The 18,968-nt window shown below is 67.0% G+C and carries 26 protein-coding genes; 17 read left to right on the forward strand and 9 right to left on the reverse strand.

The window, feature by feature from the left end; all coding sequences use genetic code 11:
• Positions 1-67 precede the first annotated feature (67 nt).
• The 13 genes from PKE80_RS00690 to PKE80_RS00745 all read left to right on the forward strand — a co-directional run bounded on the left by PKE80_RS00690 (position 68) and on the right by PKE80_RS00745 (position 8,950).
• Entirely contained in the window at positions 68-994 is a 927-nt protein-coding gene (locus PKE80_RS00690) for a heme o synthase (protein ID WP_271180858.1), read from the forward strand.
• Positions 995-1,003: 9 nt separating this feature from the next.
• The gene (locus PKE80_RS25415) at positions 1,004-1,117 is read left to right on the forward strand and encodes a cytochrome c oxidase system small membrane protein (RefSeq protein WP_488168474.1); all 114 of its coding nucleotides are present in this window, start codon (positions 1,004-1,006) and stop codon (positions 1,115-1,117) included.
• Positions 1,117-1,704 (forward strand): cytochrome c oxidase assembly protein, encoded by a 588-nt coding sequence (locus PKE80_RS00695; protein WP_008831554.1) that lies wholly within the window; start codon positions 1,117-1,119, stop codon positions 1,702-1,704. The genes PKE80_RS25415 and PKE80_RS00695 overlap by 1 nt, the downstream gene beginning before the upstream one ends.
• 82 nt (positions 1,705-1,786) lie before the next feature.
• Complete coding sequence (locus PKE80_RS00700; RefSeq protein ID WP_008831555.1) at positions 1,787-2,608, forward strand: cytochrome c oxidase subunit 3; 822 nt, start codon at positions 1,787-1,789, stop codon at positions 2,606-2,608.
• 88 nt (positions 2,609-2,696) lie between these two features.
• Positions 2,697-3,251, forward strand: a complete 555-nt coding sequence (locus tag PKE80_RS00705; protein ID WP_271180859.1) for an SURF1 family cytochrome oxidase biogenesis protein — start codon at positions 2,697-2,699, stop codon at positions 3,249-3,251.
• Positions 3,252-3,504: 253 nt separating this feature from the next.
• On the forward strand, positions 3,505-4,908 hold the full coding sequence (gene thrC, locus PKE80_RS00710) for a threonine synthase (RefSeq protein ID WP_271180860.1): 1,404 nt from the start codon (positions 3,505-3,507) through the stop codon (positions 4,906-4,908).
• Positions 4,908-5,795 carry a class I SAM-dependent methyltransferase gene (locus PKE80_RS00715; RefSeq protein WP_069708866.1) on the forward strand — a complete coding sequence of 296 codons (888 nt, stop codon included), beginning with the start codon at positions 4,908-4,910 and terminating at the stop codon, positions 5,793-5,795. Before thrC ends, PKE80_RS00715 begins: the two co-directional genes overlap by 1 nt.
• A 157-nt stretch (positions 5,796-5,952) precedes the next feature.
• On the forward strand, positions 5,953-6,324 hold the full coding sequence (locus PKE80_RS00720) for a dihydroneopterin aldolase (protein ID WP_008830633.1): 372 nt from the start codon (positions 5,953-5,955) through the stop codon (positions 6,322-6,324).
• Positions 6,321-6,680: a Rossmann fold domain-containing protein gene (locus tag PKE80_RS00725; protein WP_008830634.1), complete on the forward strand. Its 360-nt coding sequence runs from the start codon at positions 6,321-6,323 to the stop codon at positions 6,678-6,680. The genes PKE80_RS00720 and PKE80_RS00725 overlap by 4 nt, the downstream gene beginning before the upstream one ends.
• Complete coding sequence (gene moaA, locus PKE80_RS00730) at positions 6,677-7,696, forward strand: GTP 3',8-cyclase MoaA (RefSeq protein ID WP_271180861.1); 1,020 nt, start codon at positions 6,677-6,679, stop codon at positions 7,694-7,696. Before PKE80_RS00725 ends, moaA begins: the two co-directional genes overlap by 4 nt.
• 1 nt (position 7,697) lies before the next feature.
• Positions 7,698-7,952: a MoaD/ThiS family protein gene (locus PKE80_RS00735; protein ID WP_271180862.1), complete on the forward strand. Its 255-nt coding sequence runs from the start codon at positions 7,698-7,700 to the stop codon at positions 7,950-7,952.
• A 1-nt stretch (position 7,953) separates the two neighbouring features.
• A complete protein-coding gene (locus tag PKE80_RS00740) occupies positions 7,954-8,394 on the forward strand; it encodes a molybdenum cofactor biosynthesis protein MoaE (RefSeq protein ID WP_271180863.1) in 441 nt (146 codons plus the stop codon).
• 124 nt (positions 8,395-8,518) lie between these two features.
• A complete protein-coding gene (locus PKE80_RS00745; RefSeq protein WP_271180864.1) occupies positions 8,519-8,950 on the forward strand; it encodes a hypothetical protein in 432 nt (143 codons plus the stop codon).
• Between the two features lie 109 nt (positions 8,951-9,059).
• On the opposite strand, the gene PKE80_RS00750 is transcribed toward PKE80_RS00745, so the two are convergent.
• From PKE80_RS00750 to PKE80_RS00765, 4 genes are all read right to left on the reverse strand, one after another.
• A complete protein-coding gene (locus PKE80_RS00750) occupies positions 9,060-9,767 on the reverse strand; it encodes an HPP family protein (protein ID WP_248005723.1) in 708 nt (235 codons plus the stop codon).
• Between the two features lie 16 nt (positions 9,768-9,783).
• The gene (locus PKE80_RS00755; RefSeq protein ID WP_069708871.1) at positions 9,784-10,116 is read right to left on the reverse strand and encodes a hypothetical protein; all 333 of its coding nucleotides are present in this window, start codon (positions 10,114-10,116) and stop codon (positions 9,784-9,786) included.
• A gap of 305 nt (positions 10,117-10,421) precedes the next feature.
• Complete coding sequence (locus tag PKE80_RS00760) at positions 10,422-11,000, reverse strand: nitroreductase family protein (RefSeq protein ID WP_271180865.1); 579 nt, start codon at positions 10,998-11,000, stop codon at positions 10,422-10,424.
• An 84-nt stretch (positions 11,001-11,084) separates the two neighbouring features.
• The gene (locus PKE80_RS00765; RefSeq protein WP_008830642.1) at positions 11,085-11,783 is read right to left on the reverse strand and encodes a pirin family protein; all 699 of its coding nucleotides are present in this window, start codon (positions 11,781-11,783) and stop codon (positions 11,085-11,087) included.
• A gap of 115 nt (positions 11,784-11,898) precedes the next feature.
• Between PKE80_RS00765 and PKE80_RS00770 the strand changes: the two genes are divergently transcribed.
• Both PKE80_RS00770 and ygfZ read left to right on the forward strand, forming a co-directional pair.
• Positions 11,899-12,813, forward strand: a complete 915-nt coding sequence (locus tag PKE80_RS00770) for a LysR family transcriptional regulator (protein ID WP_271180866.1) — start codon at positions 11,899-11,901, stop codon at positions 12,811-12,813.
• A gap of 40 nt (positions 12,814-12,853) precedes the next feature.
• A complete protein-coding gene (gene ygfZ, locus PKE80_RS00775) occupies positions 12,854-13,603 on the forward strand; it encodes a CAF17-like 4Fe-4S cluster assembly/insertion protein YgfZ (protein WP_211149554.1) in 750 nt (249 codons plus the stop codon).
• Positions 13,604-13,625: 22 nt separating this feature from the next.
• Here ygfZ and PKE80_RS00780 read toward each other — a convergent pair whose 3' ends face one another.
• The 4 genes from PKE80_RS00780 to rplU all read right to left on the reverse strand — a co-directional run bounded on the left by PKE80_RS00780 (position 13,626) and on the right by rplU (position 15,811).
• Positions 13,626-14,189: a GNAT family N-acetyltransferase gene (locus PKE80_RS00780; protein ID WP_008830645.1), complete on the reverse strand. Its 564-nt coding sequence runs from the start codon at positions 14,187-14,189 to the stop codon at positions 13,626-13,628.
• A 188-nt stretch (positions 14,190-14,377) separates the two neighbouring features.
• Positions 14,378-14,938 (reverse strand): GNAT family N-acetyltransferase, encoded by a 561-nt coding sequence (locus PKE80_RS00785; protein ID WP_271180867.1) that lies wholly within the window; start codon positions 14,936-14,938, stop codon positions 14,378-14,380.
• 282 nt (positions 14,939-15,220) lie between these two features.
• Positions 15,221-15,490, reverse strand: a complete 270-nt coding sequence (rpmA, locus tag PKE80_RS00790) for a 50S ribosomal protein L27 (protein WP_008828936.1) — start codon at positions 15,488-15,490, stop codon at positions 15,221-15,223.
• A gap of 24 nt (positions 15,491-15,514) precedes the next feature.
• Positions 15,515-15,811 carry a 50S ribosomal protein L21 gene (gene rplU, locus PKE80_RS00795; protein WP_008828935.1) on the reverse strand — a complete coding sequence of 99 codons (297 nt, stop codon included), beginning with the start codon at positions 15,809-15,811 and terminating at the stop codon, positions 15,515-15,517.
• A gap of 250 nt (positions 15,812-16,061) precedes the next feature.
• Here rplU and PKE80_RS00800 point away from each other — a divergent pair, with 250 nt between their 5' ends.
• Positions 16,062-16,604 (forward strand): hypothetical protein, encoded by a 543-nt coding sequence (locus PKE80_RS00800; protein WP_271180868.1) that lies wholly within the window; start codon positions 16,062-16,064, stop codon positions 16,602-16,604.
• Positions 16,605-16,695: 91 nt separating this feature from the next.
• A complete protein-coding gene (locus PKE80_RS00805) occupies positions 16,696-18,021 on the forward strand; it encodes a dihydroorotase (protein WP_271180869.1) in 1,326 nt (441 codons plus the stop codon).
• A gap of 24 nt (positions 18,022-18,045) precedes the next feature.
• On the opposite strand, the gene rarD is transcribed toward PKE80_RS00805, so the two are convergent.
• Positions 18,046-18,933, reverse strand: coding sequence for an EamA family transporter RarD (gene rarD, locus PKE80_RS00810; RefSeq protein WP_271180870.1), 888 nt, complete (start codon positions 18,931-18,933; stop codon positions 18,046-18,048).
• Positions 18,934-18,968: the final 35 nt, after the last annotated feature.

An 18,968-nucleotide genomic window follows, 5' to 3' on the forward strand; every position in this document is an offset into this window, starting at 1 on the left:
CACCGGATGGGGCTGAGACGTTCTGGCACTCGCCTGAATCGGTCCCCGGGTGTATGGGCGGCCCATCATGACCCCCACGAATTCGATTCCTGCCACCACTTCGGCACCTGCCGATTGGCGCGACCTGATCGCGCTGACCAAGCCGCGCGTGATGAGCCTGGTGATCTTCACCGGCCTGTGTGGCCTGCTCGCCGCGCCCGAAAGCATCCACCCCGTCCTCGGCTTCACCGCCATCCTGTGCATCGCCATGGGCGCAGGCGGTGCGGCCGCGCTCAACCAGTGGTGGGAGGCGGACATCGACGCCGGAATGAAGCGCACCGCCAAGCGCCCGTTGCCGCAAGGACGGCTCGACCGTACCACCGCGCGCGACTTCGCGGGTATCCTGTGCGCCGCATCGGTGTTCCTGATGGGCTTCGCGATCAGCTGGCTGGCTGCCGCGATCCTCGCGATCTCGATCGTCTACTACGCCGTGATCTACACGATCTGGCTGAAGCCGCGCACGCCGCAGAACATCGTCATCGGCGGCGGCGCGGGCGCGTTCCCACCGCTGATCGGCTGGATCGCCGCGACCGGCCACATCTCGACGATGCCGGTCGTGCTCTTCGCGATCATCTTCTTCTGGACGCCGCCGCACTTCTGGGCGCTCGCGCTTTTCGTGAAGACCGAATACGCCAAGGTCGGCATCCCGATGATGCCGGTCGTCGCGGGCGAACGCTCGACCCGCCGCCAGATCCTCGCCTACGCCGTGCTGCTGCTGCCGCTCAGCGCGCTGCCATGGTGGCTGCCGGGCAAGGAACACGCGGGCGCGATCTACGGCATCTCGGCGCTGGCGCTCTCCACGGTGTTCCTCGCCCTCTCGATCCGCGTCGGCCTGCGCACGCGCAGCGGCGATGACGATGCCATGAAGCCCGAGAAGCAGCTGTTCGCCTACTCGGTGCTCTACCTTTTCGCCCTGTTCGCCGCGCTCGTGGTCGATCGCTACATTCCGCTTTGAGGACGTTCCATGACCGAGAAGACCATCGAACAGATCCGTCGCAGCCGTAACCGCGCCCTCGGCCTCAGCCTCGCGGCCTTCGTGGTGCTGGTGTTCTGCATCTCCATCGTGAAGATGGGCTGATGGCGGGGAAGGGCGAACCCCGCTCCAACCGCAAGGTCGCGCTGACGGCCGCTTCGGCGGCCTTGGCAATGCTCGGCCTCGGGTTCGCGTCGGTGCCGCTCTACCGCATCTTCTGTCAGGTGACCGGCTACGGCGGCACCACCCAGCGCGCGGACGAGGCCAAGGCGGCCACCGTCAAGGACAGCGGCCGGACGATATCGATCCGCTTCGACGCCAATGTCGAGCGCAACATGCCTTGGCAGTTCAAGCCGCTCCAGCGCACCGACACGGTATCAATCGGCGCCCGCGACATGGCGCTGTTCTGGGCCAAGAACGACAGCGACAAGACCGTCACCGGCACCGCCAGCTTCAACGTCGAGCCCGAACAGGCCGCGCGCTACTTCAACAAGATCCAGTGCTTCTGCTTCACCGAGCAGACGCTGAAGCCCGGCGAGGAAGTGCGCATGCCGGTGCTCTATTACGTCGATCCGGCGATCCTGACCGACCCGGACAACAAGGACGTGCAGCAGATCACGCTGAGCTATACCTTCCACGTCACGCGGGTGGAGGACGCAAAGGCACTGGACCATCCGCGCACGGGCAGTTAAGCGAAGTACCAAGAACCGTCGGCCATGATAAAACAGGGCGGCAGACGGCACACGAGATTGGATGAACGGGGACGAAGGCACCATGGCAGGTACGAAGAACCACGATTACCACATTCTTCCGCCCGACATCGCGCCTCTGGCGACGACCATCGGCGCCTTCACCTTCACCACCGGCATGGTGCTGTTCATGCACAAGATGCCCGGCGGCCATTTCGTGCCCTGGGCCGGGCTCGCGATCCTGCTGGCCTCGATGTTCATGTGGTTCTCCAAGATCGTCAACGAGGCGCACGCGGGCGATCACACGCCCGTCGTCCAGCTGCACCAGCGCTACGGCATGATCCTGTTCATCGCTTCGGAAGTGATGTTCTTCGTCGGCTGGTTCTGGGCCTTCTTCGACTTCTCGCTGTTCCCCTCCGAACTGGCGGACGTCATCGGCGGGCAGTGGCCGCCCAAGGCGATCGAGGCGGTCATGGACCCCTTCGCCCTGCCGCTGCTCAACACGCTGATCCTGCTGTGCTCGGGCACTACCGTCACCTGGGCGCACCACTCGCTGATCCACGGCGATCGTGAAGGGCTCAAGAAGGGCCTGTGGGCGACGATCCTGCTCGGCGCGCTGTTCTCGTGCATTCAGGCCTACGAGTACATGCATGCCCCGTTCGGCTTCGGCGGCAACACCTACAGCTCGGCCTTCTACATGGCGACCGGCTTCCACGGCTTCCACGTGATCGTCGGCACGATCATGCTGATCGTCTGCCTCAAGCGCACCTACAACGGCGACTTCACGCCCCGCCAGCACTTCGGCTTCGAAGCGGCGGCATGGTACTGGCACTTCGTCGACGTGGTGTGGCTGTTCCTCTTCGTCGCGGTCTACATCTGGGGCGGCTGGGGCTATCCCACGCATTAATTGGCCCACGCACTGATCGAACAGATCGTTCATTCCGAAAAGGCAGCCGAAGACCGCTTCGGCTGCCTTTTTCGCATCAGGACCTGACATGCGCCGCATCCCCGTCTTCGCGACCCTCATCGTCCTTGCCGCCGTGGCGGTGATGATCGCGATGGGCTTTTGGCAACTGCGCCGCCTCCATGAAAAGGAAGCGCTGCTGGCCCACTACGCCGCCGCGCAGAAGAACCCCGCGCCCGTCGAGTGGACATCCCGAGGCGTCGGCAAGGACCTGCTCTATCGCCGCGCCCATCTCGTCTGCGCGGGCGTAGGCGACCGCAGCAGCATCGCCGGAAGCAACGCCAAAGGGGAGCCCGGCGTGGCCCAGACCGCCGAATGCACGCTGCCGGGCGGTGGCAGGGCGCTGGTGGTGATGGGATGGTCGCTCCAGCCCAACGCTGGAGCATGGCAGGGCCGAGACGTCACCGGCATGATCGCCCCCGGCCCGCGTCTTGTGGCGATGCCTGCGGTTGGCGGACTGGAGGAAAACGCGATCCCTGATCCGGCGGATCTGCCGAACAACCACTTGTCGTATGCGGGGCAGTGGTTCTTCTTCGCGGCTACGGCGTTGGTTATCTACTTTCTGGCGCTCAGGAAGAGGAAGTAGGAAGTCCTGGGGCCCCCCATATACCTTTGGCGCCCCAGACCCCCATACCGTCGTCGTCGGGCGCGCAGCAGCCTCAGCCACACATTGCGCCGCAGGCTGTTTTGTCTCCCGGCTCATCGTGGGCGCGGGAGGAGGCTGCGCGCGTCACCTCGACGGTTAAGGGGTCTGGGGCGATGGCCCCAGATTCATTTCTTTCCTTCTTCACACCCTTCACGCTCTTTTCATTTCCCGCCTTCACGGCTAACCGCGCCCGATGGACTATATCAGCACCCGCGGCAGCGCTCCGGCGCTTGATTTCGAAGGCGCGACGCTTGCCGGCCTCGCATCGGATGGTGGCCTTTACGTTCCGCGTGAGTGGCCGCGTTTCTCGGCCGAGGAAATCGCGAGCTGGGCGGGGCTTCCTTATGCCGAGCTGGCCGCCAAGGTCATGGCGCCGTTCGTCGCGGGCAGCCTCACCGAAGAGCGCCTGCTGGAGCTGACCACGGCAGCTTACGGCCGTTTCGCGCATGACGGCGTAACGCCGCTCAAGCAGCTCGATTCGCAGCAGTGGTTGCTTGAGCTGTTCCACGGCCCGACGCTGGCGTTCAAGGACGTGGCGCTGCAGTTGCTGGGCCTGTTGTTCGAGGAGTTCCTTGGCCGTTCGGATCGCAACCTGACGATCGTGGGTGCGACCTCGGGCGATACCGGGTCTGCGGCGATTGACGCGGTTGCGGGGCGTGCGAAGGTGGACATCTTCATGCTCCACCCCAAGGGCCGCGTTTCGGACGTGCAGCGCCGCCAGATGACGACGGTGCTGGCGCCCAACGTGCACAACATCGCGCTGGAGCACGCCAACTTCGACGACGCGCAGGCGATCGTGAAGCGCGTGTTCAATGACAAGGGTATGACCGACCGCTTCGCCATCGGCGCGGTGAACTCGATCAACTGGGCGCGCCTGATGGCGCAGGTCGTGTACTACTTCGCGGCCGGGCTGCAGCTTGGCGCGCCGCATCGCAAGGTGGCGTTCTCGGTGCCGACGGGCAACTTCGGCGACGTTTTCGCGGGCTATGTGGCGGCGCAGATGGGTCTGCCGGTCGAGAGGCTGATCGTCGCGACCAACGTGAACGACATCCTTCACCGCGCGCTGGCCGAGGGCGATTACTCGCAGGGGACGGTGACGCCGACCGCTGCGCCGTCGATGGACATTCAGGTGTCCTCGAATTTCGAGCGCCTGCTGTTCGACCTCGGGGGGCGCGACGGCAAGGCTCTGGCCGAGCAGATGGCCGGGTTCGAATCGACGAAGGCGATGCAACTGACCAACGCGCAGCGTGAGGGCGCCTCGGCGCTGTTCTCGTCGGCCCGTGCCGATGCCGACGAGATGGCCTCGACCATCCGCAGGGCCTACGAGGCGACCGGCGAACTGATCGACCCGCACACCGCCTGCGGTCTTTTCGCCGCGCGCACGGCGGGCATCGACGCGAGCGTGCCGGTCGTCACGCTGGCGACCGCGCACCCCGCCAAGTTCCCCGAGGCCGTCGAGCGCGCCACCGGCCAGCGCCCGACCCTGCCGACCCGCGTGGGCGACCTGTTCGAGCGTGAGGAAAAGTACGAAACGCTGCCCGGCACCTTCGAGGCCGTGACCGAATTCGTGGCGGCGCACGCCAGCCCGAAAGTCTGATGGCTGAGCTTGTCACAGAGCCGCTGATCCTCGCCGGAGAGGGTTGGGCGGATTACGGCCTCGTCGATTCGGGCCACGGACGCAAGCTGGAGCGCTACGGCGACTACCGCTTCGTGCGCCCCGAACCGCAGGCGATGTGGACTCCGCGGAGCGAGCATTGGGACGCCCATGGCGAGTTCGTGCCTGGTTCGGACGAGGACGGCGGTGGCCGCTGGCAGTTCGACAAGGCCGTGCCGCGCGATGGCTGGCCGCTGGCGTGGAACGAAGTTTCGTTCACCGCGCAGTGCACCCCGTTCCGTCATCTCGGCTTCTTCCCGGACATGGCGCCGGTGTGGGACTGGATGCGCGGGATGCTGGCCGGGCGCACCGATGCCAGCACGATGAACCTGTTCGGCTATACCGGCGTCGGCACTCTTGCGCTGTCGGCCCATGGCCCGGTGACGCATGTGGATGCGTCCAAGAAGTCCGTCGCGCAGGCGCGCGAGAACGCCGCTCTGGCGGGGCTGCAGGACCGCCCGGTGCGCTGGATGATCGACGACGCGGCCAAGTTCGCCGCGCGCGAAGTCCGGCGTGAGAAGCGTTACGACGGCATCATCCTCGACCCGCCCAAGTTCGGGCGCGGCCCCACCGGCGAGACCTGGCGTCTGGAAGAGCACCTTCCGGGGCTTCTCGCCGATTGCCGCAAGCTGCTCGATGCCGACAGCCGGTTCCTGTTCCTGACGGTCTATGCGGTGCGCATGTCTTCGCTGGCGCTGGCCGGGCTGATGGACGAGCTGTTCGCCGGACTTCCCGGGAAGATCGAGCATGGCGACCTGTCGGTGCGGGAAGATGGCGAGGGGCGGTTGCTGCCGACCGCGATCTTCGCGCGCTGGTCGAACCCGGCGTAAGGCCCACCCCTGCCCCCTCCCGCAGGCGGGAGGGGAATGAGAGCAAAGCCCTTCGCCCTCCTGCATGCGGGAGGGCCGGGAGGCTTGGCCCGCAGGGCCTAGCCGGACGGGGTGGGCATTCCCATCCGCGCCGCCATCCCCTAAAGGCGCCCACATCATGGCCGATTCGCTGATCCTTGAAGTCGCCGATTTCGAGCAGGATGTCCTCACCGGCATCTACTCGGAGGAAACCGGCAAGCCGCAGCCCCTGCGTTTCACCATCACGGTGAAGCTGCGGCCCGCGGACCACTACGCCCCCGACACGCCGCTGACGGCGAGCAAGAACTACATGGACCTCAAGTTCGCGGCGTCGGAGGCGCTGCCACAGGGCGTCCACTTCAAGCTGATCGAGGCGGTCGCCGATCACGTCTGTGAGACGCTGTTCCTGCAGGACGAGCGGGTCGAGGCGGTGACGGTGAAGATCGTCAAGCTGGCGCTCACCGAGGTCAACGAACTGATCGGCATGACCCTGACGCGGGAACGTCGTTGAACGAGTTGCTCCATCTCGGGCCGCTGTCGGACGACGCGCTCGAGGCTGCGGCCGATTTCCATGCCCGCCTGCTGCCCGGGATCGAGGCGACGCTGTCGGGCGGCGCCGATCCGCTGACGCTGGTTTTCCTGCCCGCGAATCACGAGCATCGCGCCTGGCGCCTTGCCGCCGTGCAGGGCCTTGCCCGCCGCTTCGCACCTTCGCGGGTCAATGCCGTCGAGAGCGACGCCGGAGCAGGTGGGCGGGAGGCTGTGGCGGCGGCGCAACGCTGGCTCGATGGTGCAGGCGGTGTGACGGGACAATTACTACCGCTCAATGGCAAGGGCGCGGGCGGAGTGCTATATCCGTCCGAATGAGCACGCCGCAGCCCCTCGTCGACCAGTTCCAGCGCAGGATCACGTACCTGCGCCTGTCGGTGACCGACCGCTGCGACTTGCGCTGCGCCTACTGCATGCCGGAGCGGATGACGTTCCTTCCCAAGAAGGACGTGCTGACGCTCGACGAGATGCACGACCTTGCCCTCGGCTTCATCGCACGCGGTATCACCAAATTGCGGCTGACCGGCGGCGAACCGCTGGTCCGGCGCGACATGATCGACCTCGTCCGGGCGCTCGGCCGCCGGATCGGCGCGGCTGACGGGCAGGGTGGGCTGGAAGAGCTGACCCTCACCACCAACGGCACCCGCCTTGCCGAATTCGCCGACGATCTGCGCGCGGCGGGGGTGCGGCGGATCAACGTTTCGCTCGATACCCTCGACCGCGAGGCTTTCGCGCGGCTGACCCGGCGCGATTCGCTGCCGCAGGTGCTGGAGGGGCTGGCGGCGGCGAAGGCGGCGGGCCTGAAGGTCAAGCTCAACACTGTGGCGCTCAAGGGCATCAACGAGCACGAGATCGCCGATATCGTCGCCTGGGCGCACGCGCAGGGCTTCGAGGCGACGCTGATCGAGGTCATGCCGCTGGGCGAAGTGGAGGAAGACCGCTTCGACCACTACCTGCCGCTCGTCGCGGTGCAGGAGGATCTGGCCCGGCGCTGGACCCTGACGCCGAGCGGGCACCGCACCGGCGGCCCGGCGCGTTACTGGGACGTCGCGGAAACCGGCGGACGGCTCGGCCTGATCAGCCCGCTGACAAACAACTTCTGCGAGGGCTGCAACCGCATCCGCGTCACCGCGACGGGGCAGCTCTATGCGTGCCTCGGCGGCAATGAGCAGGTGGACCTGCGCGCGGCGCTGCGTTCGGACGATCCGCAAGGCGCCTTGTCGGCGGCGCTGGACACGGCGATGCGGATCAAGCCTGAGCGCCATCACTTCGCGATCGACGGACGCGGCGAGGCGCCTGCGCTGGCGCGGCACATGTCGATGACGGGTGGGTGATATGAGCGCGAAACTGGTGTTCCTCGGACGGCTTGAGGAGCTGGCGGGGACGGATGGCATCAGCGTCGATGTACCGCTCGGCTGGGCCGCTCTGCTGGCGCATCTGGAGGAGCATTACACGCCCGATCTGGTCGAGACCGTCGCCGGAGTGCGGGTGAAAGTCGCGCTCAACGGCGCGCTGATCGCCGAAAAGGGCGGCGTGGTGCTGGCAGAGGGCGACGAACTGGCCTTCCTGCCGCCGGTTTCGGGTGGCTGACATGTCCGACGTTCGCCTGCTGACGTCCGGCTTCGATCCGGCAGCGGAACTGAGCGCCTTCACCGCCGCGCACCCGCAAGCGGGCGGGATCGTCAGCTTCCTTGGGCAAGTGCGTGAGGGCGCGGGCTGCGAGGCGCTGGAACTGCGGCACTATGACCCGCTGACGCTGCCCGCGATGCAAGATCTGGCGACGCGCGTGCGCGGGCGCTGGGCGCTTGACGGGCTGCTGGTGATCCACCGCAGCGGGGTGATGCTCCCGGCCGAGCCGATCGTGCTTGTTGCCGCCGCTGCCCGGCACCGGCGCGATGCCTTTGCGGCGGCGGACTTCGCGATGGACCACCTCAAGAGCGAATCGTGGTTCTGGAAGCGCGAGAAGACCGGCGGCCAATGGCGCTGGATCGAACCGCGGGAGCAGGACTTCGAGGATATCGCGCGCTGGTGACCCCGTCGTCCCGGATAAAGTCCAGGACGACGAAATTTCTTCTCTCCGGCGGGGGTTTTGACCCGCATCAACGAATCATGGCGCGAAGGCGCGCATATGCCGATCACCCAAGGAGATCAGCATCATGTCCCAACGTCTTACCCGGCAGCAGCTTCAGGGTCTGGCTACGGTCACGGCCGTTCCCGCCCGCACGCCAATGCATTTTGGAGTTGACCGCAGCTTCGGCCTGCCGACCGGCTTCTATGTCGCCACGGTCGCGCTCTACCTCGCCTTCATCGGTGTCATGGCCGCCACGTTCATGAACCCGGAACTGGCCATCCCGATGGTCATCTTCGCCGGGTTGGTTCTCATGGCGTTCGGGCTGGCCGGGCACTGGGTGAAGATGAAACCCCACAACGATGCCGCCGCGCCAACATGGGGCCAGCTTGCCGCACGCGGCATCGACACTCTGAACGGAAGGCTCACGGCGGGCGAAGCGGCCGTCCAGGTTCTCACGCTACCCGTGCTGATCCTGTGCTGGGGCCTGGCGGTCGCGATCATCGTCGCCTTCACCTGACGCGGGGCCTGCCTGAATCTGGTTCACCGGGCTGGGAGCCCTTCAGGCAGACTGCGTCGGAAAGTTCGGGGAGTCCCACCCTTCTGGCCGGGGGGTGGGACTTTTCGCGTCAGGACGCCCGGCGTCGCAGCACCGCCTGCACGAAGGCGTCGAGATCATCGACGTCCACGTCGAGCACTTCGTCCCATTCCTCCAGCACCGCGACGACGTCCTCACGCGTGGAGACGGGAATCGGCGGGGGCGGCGCGACATGCGGCCAGGCGTGACCGGTGAAGTTGTTGTAGAGCCAGCCGAAGCTGCACAGCACCAGCACGTTGGCGCCGATCGGGATCATCAGCGTCGCGTCCCACGGCACCTGCCCGCCCGCGCCGAGCGCGCAGAGCAGGGCGCAGGCACCGCCCGGCGGATGGAGGCAGCGGGCCACCGACATCGCCGCGATGGCAAGCCCCACCGCGATGCTCCCGCCCAGCCACGGATTGCCGATCAGGTGCCCGATCGAAATGCCGATCGCGGCCGAGAGCAGGTCTCCGCCGATCACCGACCACGGCTGCGCGAGAGGGCTCGCCGGAACGCAGAACACCAGCACCGCCGAGGCGCCCAGCGGCGCGACGAGGAAGGGCAGGGCGTGGGCCTGATGCCCGCCGAGCAGGGCCCATGTCGCGAAGCCGGAAAGCGCGATCCCCAGCGCCGCGCCGATCGCGCCGCGCGCCCAGCCCAGACGGCCGAGGGCGTGGAGGCGCAGGGAATGAATGTGCCGGACCATGGCGGCGCTATGGCGCAGAGCGGTGCGGGTGACGAGCCCGGATTTGCCTCGCATTGCGATAGGCGGGCTATCAGAACTTCAGCTTGTAGCGCACCATCGCCCGGTTGCTGACTTGGCCGCTGCCCAGCGTCGCGGAATCAAGCTCGACGCCGAGCGAGGAGTTTTCGCTCAGGCCCATCTGCGCGCGGGGCAGGCCGTCCGGCGTCTCGTAAGTATCGGGAAGCGGACGCAGGCGCTCCTTTTCCGGGTTGGTCGCGCAGACGACGATTTCTCCGGGGCGGCCGACCGGGCAGCGCGGCTTGACGGCATGGAGATCGACCGTCCCGTCCTGCGGCATCTGCGCAAGGTCGAACAGCGGCGCTGCGATCGCGGGCGGTTCGGGCGGGAGGTCGGCGATCGGCATGGAGAGCAGGAGGCCATGCGATCAAGGCGATTTCAGGGCGGCGGGAAGATCAGGGCGCGATGAGACTGGATGTGAGTGAGAGCCGCCTGTCTCCCCTCATCCGTCATTGCGAGCGCAGCGAAGCAATCCAGGGCAGCACTGCACCGCCCTGGATTGCTTCGCTGCGCTCGCAATGACGAAGGGTGGGTTTGATCACATGCCATCGCGTCTTGGCGGGCGAATCAAAAAGCCCGGCCCTCCGTTGGGAGGACCGGGCCGATGGGCGCCCGCACTGGAGGGGGGAGGGGGTGCGGGCGCCGAAAGGATCAGGCGAACTTGCCGGCCTTGGCGATCTCGGCCAGCGGCTTGCGGTCGCTGGCGACTTCGCGCGACTGCAGGAAGTCGGGCAGGACCGACTTGTCACCCTGCTTGCCGATGGCGAAGGCGGCTTCGAGGCGATGGTCTTCCGGGATGCCGAGCGCGGCTTCGGCCTCGCCGAACTTCAGGCCGGTCATGCCATGGGTGTGGTAGCCCAGCGCCTGTGCCTGGATCGCGGCGAGCACCCAGGCGGCGCCAGCGTCGAAGCTGTGGCTGTGGTTTTCGGAGTTGCCCTTGTCCGAGCGCATGAACTTGTCGGAGACGACATAGACGATCGCCGAGGCTTCCTTGGCCCAGCCGGCGTTGAAGTCGATCAGGCCCGACAGGAACAGGTCCCAGTTCGCGTCGCCCTTCTTGGCGTAGAGGAAGGTCCAGGGCTGCACGTTGTAGGCCGAGGGCGCCCAGCCACCGGCTTCGAGGATCGCGTCGAGGTCTTCCTGCGGCATCTCGCTGCCGTCGAAGGCGCGGGGGCTCCAGCGGTCGACGATGAGCTTCTCGATCTTGGGATTGGCGATACGTCCGGTCATCGAAATATGTCCTTGTCTGCTAAGGGCTTAGGGAGAGTGCGCAAGCAGGGGGGCAATCCTTTCGAATCACCCCCCCGCGCTATGTCAGGCTGCGTCCACCAGCACCAGTTCCGCGTCTTCGAGAGCGGTCACGGTGATCGTGTCGAGCCCAGTGATGGCCACGCCGTCGCGGGCATTGGCTTCCACGTCACCGACCCGGATGCGGCCGGTGGCGGGGACGAGGTAGCTGTGGCGCGCGGCGTCGGTGGCGTAAGTCACCGTGTCGCCCGCCTTCACCGTCGCGCCCAGCACGCGCGCCTCGGCGTTGATGTGGAGGGCGTCGTCGTCCCCGGCGATGCCGCTTGCCAAGGTCACGAACTGGCCCGAACGGTCCTCCTTGGGGAAAGGACGGGCGCCCCAGCTCGGCTGCTCGCCGCGGCGGTCTGGGATGATCCAGATCTGGAACAGCGTCGTCGCCTCGTCCTCGAGGTTGTACTCCGAGTGCTGGATGCCGGTGCCGGCGCTCATAACCTGGACGTCGCCCGCGCCGGTGCGGCCGGTGTTGCCCAGGCTGTCCTTGTGCGTGATCGCGCCGGTGCGGACATAAGTGACGATCTCCATGTCGCGGTGCGGGTGCGGCGGGAAGCCGGACCTGGCGGCGATGGTGTCGTCGTTCCAGACCCGCAGGCGCCCCCAGTTGGTGCGCGCCGGATCATGGTAGTCGGCGAAGGAGAAATGGTGGCGGGCATCGAGCCATCCGTGATTGGCGGCGCCGATGCTCTCGAAGGGACGCAGTTCGATCATGGGGCACTCCTTTGTATGCGTTAGGTGCCGTTAAGGCCCTGTTGAGTGCCATGTAGCCCTTGCGTGGCTATCGCGAAATTGTGATAAACTCGGCTGAATTATTCAGGAAAGTTGAATGGTCGACGTCGTTTCGCCCAGTCTCGATCACTTGCGGTGCTTTCTGGCCGTGGTGGAAGAGGGCAGTTTCAATGCAGCCGCCAGGCGACTTGGCCGCGCGATTTCGGTGGTCAGCTACGCCATCGCCCAGCTCGAAAGCCAGCTCGACGTGCGCCTGTTCGACCGCGAAGGCTCGCGCCGTCCGCAGTTGACCGAGGCCGGTCGCGCGCTGTTGTCCGAGGCGCACGCGATCTCCGACGACGTCGACGCCCTGCTCGCCAAGGTCCGCAGTCTGCGGCAGGGGCTGGAGGCGGAGCTGTCGCTGGCGGTGGACGTGATGGTGCCGGGCAACGTGCTCGCCCGCCTGTTGCGCGACTTTCAGGTGCGTTTTCCGACGGTTCCGCTGCGCCTCCACATTGAGGCGCTGGGCGCTGTCGCCGCGCTGGTGCTCGACGGGCGCGCGACGCTGGGTATCGCCGGGCCGGACATCATGGACCTTGCGGAGATCGAGCGCGAGACGATCGGCTCGGTCGAGATGGTTCCCGTCGCCGCCCCCGACCACGCCCTCGCCAAGTTCGAGCGGATCGAGCCGGGCGAGACGCGCAAGCACCTGCAACTTGTCCTGACCGACCGTTCGCCGCTGACGGAGGGGCGCGATTTCTCCGTGTTCAGCCCGCGCTCGTGGCGTCTGGCGGACCTCGGCGCCAAACATGCGCTGCTCAAGGAGGGCATCGGCTGGGGCTCGATGCCGCGCCATGCCGTGAGGGCGGACCTCGAGGCAGGCACACTCGTGGAACTGAAGCTGCCCGAGCGGTCCGCGCTCGATTACGCGCTCGTGGCGCTGTGGCGCAAGGACAGCCGGCCCGGCCCCGCCGCCGTCTGGGTGCTCGACGAAATGCGCGAACGTCTCGCGAAATGTCCATCGACCAAGTGAGGGTCTTGCGGGGCGGTTCGGGCTACTCCACTTAGGGCGCATGACCGCTACCCGCCTGTTCGACCGCGCCGTGATCCGGCTGTCCCCGCGCCCCGATTCGAATGAGAACGTCGTCGATTTCCTGCAGGGTCTCGTGACCTCGGACGTGGCCGGAACCCTGCCGGTCTGGACGGGACTGCTGACGCCGCAGGGCAAGGCGCTGTTCGACTTCATCGTCTGGCCGGGCGGCAAGGGGCTGCTCATCGACTGCGAGGCCGAAGTCGCCGACGCGCTGGTGAAGCGCCTGTCGATGTACCGGCTGCGCAAGGCGATCGACATTGCCCGCGACGACCGGCTCGCCGTGCACTGGCGTCCGCACACGGGCGACGGCGCCGCTCCGGACCCGCGCCTCCATGCCCTTGGCGAGCGCTGGGTCGCGGTGGTGGATGCCACCGATCCGGCCGAGGAAGAGACCGGCGCAGACGCCGCCTGGCGTGCCCACCGTCTGGCGCTTCGGGTGCCCGAAGGGCGTGCGGAACTGGGCGATGGTGAAACGCTCTGGCTCGAATGCAACGCGGCGGACCTACACGGCGTCAGCTTCACCAAGGGCTGCTACGTCGGGCAGGAGAACACCGCGCGCATGAACTGGCGCCAGAAGGTCAACCGCCGCCTCGTGGTGGTGCCGCTGGCCCGTTCGGACGACAAGCGCCGCCGCGCCGCCTACCCCGAACTGGGGCTCGCGGTGGACCACTTGCGGGTGGAGGACATCCCGGCCGACGTCATGCCCAAGTGGATTGCCGCAGAAGCCTGAGGCAACGCACCGGAGCAGCCTGTCAGGCGGCTCCGGCCATTTCCATGCGCGGGCTCAGGCGCCGGTCGAGATCGGCGACGTAGATGCGCGCCGGATGCTCCATCGCCCGCGAGGCGCTGTAGCGCGACCGTACCTGCCCGGTGTCGTGGAAGCCGGCGCTTTCCAGCACCTGCTGCGTGCCCCGGCTGTCGGCGAAGTGGCTGGCGATGACCCGCAAGTGGCCGAGCGAGCGCGCCTGGTTAACCACCGCGCGCAAGGCCTCTCCGGCATAGCCGCGACCCCGATATCTCGGGACGATCCAGTAGCCGACCTCGATCTCCTTGGCGCCGAGCGCGCTGTCGCTCCGACCCAACCCTATACTTCCGACCAGTTGCGGCCCGCCGGGCGCGCGCAGATACATGAAGAAATGGGGAAGGCGCGGATCTCGCGGCCGGTCCAGATAGATGCGCAGTTCCTCCGCCGAACGGGGCAAAGGAGCCACGCCGACAGTGCGCTGAACGTCATCGTCCGAAAGAGCCTCGACAAGATCGTCGAAGTCTTCCGGCCATGCCGGTCTCAAAAACAACCTCTCCGTGCGGACGAACATTCCACGGTTCTCCGTCGTGCTAGTGCCCTGCGACTCGGATCATGCACGCAAGTCGGCGCAGATGCACGCAGTTTGGTGCGAATCCTTCGCGATCAGCGATGAAATCGTCGCAGGCGCCGGTTAACCGGATATGAGAACGGCGCCAGGGGATTAGCCCTAGCGCCGTTTTCAGTGGTTAATTGGAGGGATCAGGCCGCGCATCGGCGATTCATCGAATCGCCGCCGCCGCAGTCGGCCGGGCTCTCGAACACGATCTCGTGCTCGCGTGAGGGGCTGGCATAGCCCCGTGCCCGGCTGAAACGCTCGGCAACACGACCTGTGCGGCTGAAACCGACCTTCTCGAGCACCCGGCCCGATGCGGCATTGTCGACGAAGTGGTGCGCCACGACGCGGTCGTGGCCGAGTGCGCGGGTCAGCGACAGCAGGGTGCGGGCGGCCTCGGTCGCATAGCCGCGTCCCTGTTCGTCGGGCGTGATCCAGTAGCCGAGGTTGACCTCGCCATCGAGCATCGACAGGCCGCAGCCGCCGACGATACGGGCACCTTCGGCACCGGGCGCGGTGACGAGGAAGCTGGGAAGGCGGTGATCCTGCGGCTTTTCGACGAAGGCGCGGGCGTCCTCGGCCGTATAGGGCCAGGGCACGCGGGCGAGGTTGCTCACGACGGCTTCATGGCCGATCCGGGCCATCAGCTCGTCGCGATCCTCCGGCCAGGCAGGGCGCAGGAACAGCCTTTCGCTGCGAATGAACATTTTCGTTACTCCAACCCCCGGCGCGCGCTTAGCGGGCCGGCGTGACACTGCAATTACGCCCGTGGTTACAAGGCGGTAATCGCAACAGATCCGAGGGGACGCGCGCCATCGCCGCCGCACCGTGCGCGGTGCAACCCGAAGTCGCCGTGTCGGTTCCCGGACACGCTGGAGGGAGATACGAAAAGAGGGAGACGGGCGGGGCCCTCTCCCTCATTCTGCTGATTCTCCTGGGAGAATCAGCGGGGCCATCCCGTCAGGATGGCCCTTACAGAGACCATCCGATTACTCGGCGGCTTCCGCCATGACGTCTACCGAGACGTACTTGCGGCCCTGCTTGCCGTCGTGGAAGCGCACGCGGCCTTCCGCGAGAGCGAACAGGGTGTGGTCCTTGCCAAGACCGACGTTTACGCCCGGGTACACGCGGGTGCCGCGCTGACGGACGATGATGTTGCCGCCGATCACTTCCTGACCGCCGAACTTCTTGACGCCGAGGCGGCGTCCTGCGGAGTCGCGACCGTTACGCGACGAACCGCCTGCTTTCTTATGTGCCATTGCTGGTTACTCCGAATTCTGGGGTCAGCCGACGGACACGATGCGCAGCAGGGTCATCTGCTGGCGGTGGCCGGCCTTGCGGCGATAGTTGTGGCGGCGGCGCTTCTTGAACACCACGACCTTCTCGCTCTTCGCCTGGGCGATGATCTCGGCGGCGACGGTCACGTTCGCGATGTCCGCGACTTCGCCGTCCTTGCCTGCGAGCAGGATGTCACCCAGGGTGATCTTGTCACCGGCTTCACCAGCCAGCTTCTCGACCGCGATCTTGTCTCCGGCGGCAACCCGGTACTGCTTGCCGCCCGTGCGCACAACTGCGAACATGGTGCCCTTACCTAATCTCAAAAATGCCCGAAACGAGCCGAAACAAACCTGCCCCGGCCGCTCAGGTCCCGAAGGACCATGGAACTTTTCGGGCGACGTGCCGACCGCCCCGCGTGATGCGAGGTGCCGGAAAGATGGGTGCCGTTAGGGTATGGGCCGATTCGTGTCAACCAAGGACTTGGCAAGGACTTGGCCGTTTCGGCGGTCCAAAGCCTCTCCCGCTTCGCGTCGGCCGTGCTATGGCAGCTTCATGATCCGCGCGAAAGTCCGTTTGACCGCCCCCGCCATCCTGTGCGGCGTTCTTTCCCTCGCCATGACGGCCTGCTCGTCTTCCGGTGGCTATCCCTCGCTGGCACAGCGCGACGTCGAACGCGTCAGCGGCACCGCCAGCGCCGCGCCCGGAGATTCGGGGCAGGCTGCTCCGGCGTTGCCCCCTGCGAGCGCCGATCTCGTCACGCGCCTTGCCGGCCTCGTGAAAATCGCGGAGCAGTCGGACCGACAGTTCCAGTCCAATCGCCCCGCTGCTGAGCGGGCGAGTGCTGCGGCAGGTTCTACTGGCAGCGATTCGTGGAGCGCTGCCAGCGTCGCCCTCGCGAAGCTCGAATCGAGCCGCTCCTCGGGCATGACGGCGCTTGCCGAACTCGACGTTCTCTATGCCGACGCGCGCGACAAGGCGCCGGTCGAGGAATCGCCCGAGGTCAAGGCCATCGCCGACGCCCGCGCGCAAGTCGCTGCGCTGCTCGATGCGCAGGACAAGGTGCTGGCGGGGCTGGCGGGCCGCCTCAGGACCTGACCGGCCGCCTCGACGGGATTGCCTTGAAAGCGGCGGGAGAGGGGCCTAGGTCGGCCTTCTTCGTGAAATTGTCGCAGAAAGGCCGTCCCAGATGACTGCAACCGCACCCGAACTCGTCCTTTCCGGCGGCACCGTCCATACGCCGAGCGGCCCGGTGGTCGCCGATGTCGCGGTGCGTGACGGCAAGATCCTCGGCGTCGGCTCCTACCCCGATGCGGCGAAGCGGATCGACTGCACCGGGCTCGACGTGCTGCCCGGCGTCATCGACAGCCAGGTCCACTTCCGCGAGCCGGGGCTGGAGCACAAGGAAGACCTCGAGACCGGCAGCCGCGCGGCGGTGATGGGCGGCATCACGGCGGTGTTCGAGATGCCCAACACCAACCCCAACACCGATACCGAGGAGCGCGTCCTCGACAAGCTGAAGCGCGCGCATCACCGGATGTACTGCGATCACGCGTTCTACGTAGGCGCCACGGCCGACAATGCGGTCGCGCTGGCGGACCTCGAGCGCATTCCCGGTACGGCGGGCGTCAAGATCTTCATGGGCGCCTCGACCGGCAGCCTGCTGGTGGCCGAGGACGAGCAGCTCGCCCGCGTGCTGGCCCACGGGCGTCGCCGCGTCGCCATCCATGCCGAGGACGAGGCGCGGATGAACGCGCGCAAGGACCTGCGGGTGGAGGGCGACCCCTCCAGCCACCCGGTATGGCGCGACGACGAAAGCGCGATGCTGGCGACGAAGCGCATCCTGCGCCTTGCCCGCGAGGCGCGCCGCCCGATCCACATCCTGCACATCACCACTCCGGCCGAGCTGGAGCTGATCGCCCAGCACCGCGATGTCGCGACCTGCGAGGTGACCCCCCAACACCTGACGCTGGCGGCCGAGGAAGCCTATCCCAGGATCGGCACGTTCGCGCAGATGAACCCGCCGGTCCGCTCGGCCGCGCACCGCGACGGGTTGTGGCACTGGCTGCGCGCGGGCGTGCCCGACGTGATCGGCTCCGACCACGCGCCGCACACGCGCGAGGAAAAGGCCAAGACCTATCCGAACAGCCCCTCGGGCATGCCGGGGGTGCAGACCTTGCTGCCGCTGATGCTCGACCATGTCGCCAAGGGGCGCATGACCCTAGAGCGGCTGATCGACATGACCTCTTCGGGCGTGCAGCGGGTGTTCGGTCTCGTCGGCAAGGGCCGCATTGCGGTGGGCTATGACGCAGACTTCACCGTGGTCGACCGCAAGGGCACTTTCACCGTGACCGAGGAATGGGGCGAGAGCCGCTGCGGCTGGACGCCGTTCGCAGGGATGGAACTGGAAGGCCGCGTCGTCGGTACGATCGTGCGCGGGCACTCGGCGATGTGGGAAGGCCAGCTCGCCAACGAGGCACAGGGCGAGGCGCTGCGATTCGCCGGGGCGCTCTGACCCCGGCGCCATCGCGCCGGAGGGTTACCCTCCCGTCCGGCGTGAAAGGATGTCCCAGCAGAATACGCCGACGGCCGCCCAGATGAAGGCGAAGCAGACCAGCTGGATCGGTCTCAGCGGCTCGTGGAAGATGAACACGCTCATCAGGAACAACCCGGTCGGCGTCACGAACTGGATAAAGCCCAGCACCGAGAAGGGCAGGGCGCGCGCGGCGGTGGCGAAGAGCATCAGCGGAATCGCGGTCAGCGGCCCGGCGCAGAGCAGCAGCAGGCTGATCCGCGTCGAGGAGCCCATCGCCAGCCCGCCCGGCGCCTGCATCTGCCACCACATCAGGGCGAGCGCGGGCACGAACAGCACCAGCGTCTCGACCGTCAGGCCCGGCAGCGCGGCCACCGGCGCGAGCTTGCGGGCCAGGCCGTAGCACGCGAAGCTCAGCGCCAGCATCAGGCTGATCCACAAGGTATCGAGAGCGCCCTTCGCCAGCAGCGCCACGCCGATCGTCGCGAGGGCCACGGCGATCCACTGTCGCCGCGTCAGCTTCTCCTTGAGGAAGACCGTCGCCGCAAGGATGTTCATCAGCGGATTGATGTAATAGCCCAGGCTGGCTGCGAGCACGTGGCCCTCCATGATCGCGACGACATAGATGAGCCAGTTCGCGCCGATCAGGAACCCGCTCAGCGCCAGCGTGGCGAGGGTGCGCGGGTTGGTGAGCGCCGCCCGAAGTGCCGCGCCTTGCCGCAACACGGCGACCGCGACGAGGCAGAACGGCAGCGTGCACATCAGGCGCCAGACGACCACCTCGAACGGCGCGACGTCCTTCAACAGCGCGAAGTAGAGCGGGAACAGGCACCAGATGCCGTAGGCGCCGAATGCCGGAAGCAGGCCGGAAACGGAAGGCGATTGCCGGGTCATTTGGCGGGGCATTGTCTCGGGCATCGGCTGCATAT

Origin of the sequence: Novosphingobium resinovorum (genome assembly GCF_027922145.1) — a bacterium.
GTDB lineage: Bacteria > Pseudomonadota > Alphaproteobacteria > Sphingomonadales > Sphingomonadaceae > Novosphingobium > Novosphingobium resinovorum.

Coding starts and splice junctions, on each gene's coding strand:
- PKE80_RS00690 (WP_271180858.1), top strand. CDS start 68: ATGACCCCCACGAATTCGATTCCTGCCACCACTTCGGCACCTGCCGAT.
- PKE80_RS25415 (WP_488168474.1), top strand. CDS start 1,004: ATGACCGAGAAGACCATCGAACAGATCCGTCGCAGCCGTAACCGCGCC.
- PKE80_RS00695 (WP_008831554.1), top strand. CDS start 1,117: ATGGCGGGGAAGGGCGAACCCCGCTCCAACCGCAAGGTCGCGCTGACG.
- PKE80_RS00700 (WP_008831555.1), top strand. CDS start 1,787: ATGGCAGGTACGAAGAACCACGATTACCACATTCTTCCGCCCGACATC.
- PKE80_RS00705 (WP_271180859.1), top strand. CDS start 2,697: ATGCGCCGCATCCCCGTCTTCGCGACCCTCATCGTCCTTGCCGCCGTG.
- thrC (WP_271180860.1), top strand. CDS start 3,505: ATGGACTATATCAGCACCCGCGGCAGCGCTCCGGCGCTTGATTTCGAA.
- PKE80_RS00715 (WP_069708866.1), top strand. CDS start 4,908: ATGGCTGAGCTTGTCACAGAGCCGCTGATCCTCGCCGGAGAGGGTTGG.
- PKE80_RS00720 (WP_008830633.1), top strand. CDS start 5,953: ATGGCCGATTCGCTGATCCTTGAAGTCGCCGATTTCGAGCAGGATGTC.
- moaA (WP_271180861.1), top strand. CDS start 6,677: ATGAGCACGCCGCAGCCCCTCGTCGACCAGTTCCAGCGCAGGATCACG.
- PKE80_RS00735 (WP_271180862.1), top strand. CDS start 7,698: ATGAGCGCGAAACTGGTGTTCCTCGGACGGCTTGAGGAGCTGGCGGGG.
- PKE80_RS00740 (WP_271180863.1), top strand. CDS start 7,954: ATGTCCGACGTTCGCCTGCTGACGTCCGGCTTCGATCCGGCAGCGGAA.
- PKE80_RS00745 (WP_271180864.1), top strand. CDS start 8,519: ATGTCCCAACGTCTTACCCGGCAGCAGCTTCAGGGTCTGGCTACGGTC.
- PKE80_RS00750 (WP_248005723.1), bottom strand. CDS start 9,767: ATGCGAGGCAAATCCGGGCTCGTCACCCGCACCGCTCTGCGCCATAGC.
- PKE80_RS00755 (WP_069708871.1), bottom strand. CDS start 10,116: ATGCCGATCGCCGACCTCCCGCCCGAACCGCCCGCGATCGCAGCGCCG.
- PKE80_RS00760 (WP_271180865.1), bottom strand. CDS start 11,000: ATGACCGGACGTATCGCCAATCCCAAGATCGAGAAGCTCATCGTCGAC.
- PKE80_RS00765 (WP_008830642.1), bottom strand. CDS start 11,783: ATGATCGAACTGCGTCCCTTCGAGAGCATCGGCGCCGCCAATCACGGA.
- PKE80_RS00770 (WP_271180866.1), top strand. CDS start 11,899: ATGGTCGACGTCGTTTCGCCCAGTCTCGATCACTTGCGGTGCTTTCTG.
- ygfZ (WP_211149554.1), top strand. CDS start 12,854: ATGACCGCTACCCGCCTGTTCGACCGCGCCGTGATCCGGCTGTCCCCG.
- PKE80_RS00780 (WP_008830645.1), bottom strand. CDS start 14,189: ATGTTCGTCCGCACGGAGAGGTTGTTTTTGAGACCGGCATGGCCGGAA.
- PKE80_RS00785 (WP_271180867.1), bottom strand. CDS start 14,938: ATGTTCATTCGCAGCGAAAGGCTGTTCCTGCGCCCTGCCTGGCCGGAG.
- rpmA (WP_008828936.1), bottom strand. CDS start 15,490: ATGGCACATAAGAAAGCAGGCGGTTCGTCGCGTAACGGTCGCGACTCC.
- rplU (WP_008828935.1), bottom strand. CDS start 15,811: ATGTTCGCAGTTGTGCGCACGGGCGGCAAGCAGTACCGGGTTGCCGCC.
- PKE80_RS00800 (WP_271180868.1), top strand. CDS start 16,062: ATGATCCGCGCGAAAGTCCGTTTGACCGCCCCCGCCATCCTGTGCGGC.
- PKE80_RS00805 (WP_271180869.1), top strand. CDS start 16,696: ATGACTGCAACCGCACCCGAACTCGTCCTTTCCGGCGGCACCGTCCAT.
- rarD (WP_271180870.1), bottom strand. CDS start 18,933: ATGACCCGGCAATCGCCTTCCGTTTCCGGCCTGCTTCCGGCATTCGGC.